Source organism: Cellulophaga sp. BC115SP, from assembly GCF_009905545.1.
Taxonomy (GTDB): domain Bacteria; phylum Bacteroidota; class Bacteroidia; order Cytophagales; family Spirosomataceae; genus Flectobacillus; species Flectobacillus rivi.
Genome location: NZ_JAAALB010000157.1, coordinates 1 through 976 on the forward strand (window position 1 = coordinate 1; position 976 = coordinate 976).

The 976-nt window shown below is 33.2% G+C and carries 1 protein-coding gene; it reads left to right on the plus strand.

Annotation, left to right across the window (positions count from 1 at the left end; translation table 11 throughout):
* The first annotated feature begins 434 nt into the window (after positions 1-434).
* On the plus strand, positions 435-827 hold the full coding sequence (locus GVN22_RS27375; RefSeq protein ID WP_166554166.1) for a hypothetical protein: 393 nt from the start codon (positions 435-437) through the stop codon (positions 825-827).
* Positions 828-976: the final 149 nt, after the last annotated feature.

The following is a 976-nucleotide window of genomic DNA, read 5'->3' on the forward strand; positions in this document are numbered from 1 at the left end:
TTTTACCTCAAGAAAGAGTTGATATTAAACGAAGTGGATTTGGCAAAACTAGACTTTTCAAAAAAGGTCTATTTGAATGGTGTCGAATACTTAATAGCTCAGTTATCAGGCGAAATGCCGATAACTAAGCCGTTTAGTGTGTTGTTGGTGGGTGGATAAAGCAGGGAGTTTTAAACAAATACAGCACTTATAATGGATATAAGTACAATTTACTGTAATTTTTATTGTAAATTTAGCGTTATAATTCTACAATAAATAGACTTTTACCTGCCCTAACGCTAGGGAGCTTTGAGAAAATCTTTTCTTTAGCTAGGAGAGAGTCCTCATTATGACTTTTAATCGTAGGGACGTGGAATTGAAACTTGTCAAGGGAATACTTAAATCATAGTGATTTATTATGAGAGGTTTTGATTTATACAAATTAAACTTTTAGTATGATTAGCAAACAAGATTTGATAAACCTATATACCGAGCGGATTGAGGATGCACAAGTGCTTTATGATGGTGGTAGATATAATGGCTCTTATTATTTATGTGGATATGCGGTAGAAATTGCCTTGAAATATAGTATATGTAGTGTGTTAAATTGGGATGGATTCCCAAGTACTTCACGAGAATTTGAATCAAAGAAAAGTTTGAAGACTCATTCACTTGATGATTTGCTTGCTTTTACTGGTAAAGAGATTTTAGTGAAAAGTACACACATGGCTGATTGGTCTGTTGTGAATAACTGGAATCCAGAGAATAGGTATAGTAGCACTGTTATAGATGCCTCAACAGCGGAATTAATGATTGAAAGCGCCAAAAAACTAATAGCAATATTATGAAAAATCTTATAGAAAAATTTTCAAAAATTGAACAGGAAATTGTGAATGTAAAAGGTGATTTTGAGCTTTTTGCATTATTCCTGAGAGAGGATGCTATTGATAAATGGGATATATTGGTAGCAGCAGATTGGATTAGCCATAACAAGCAA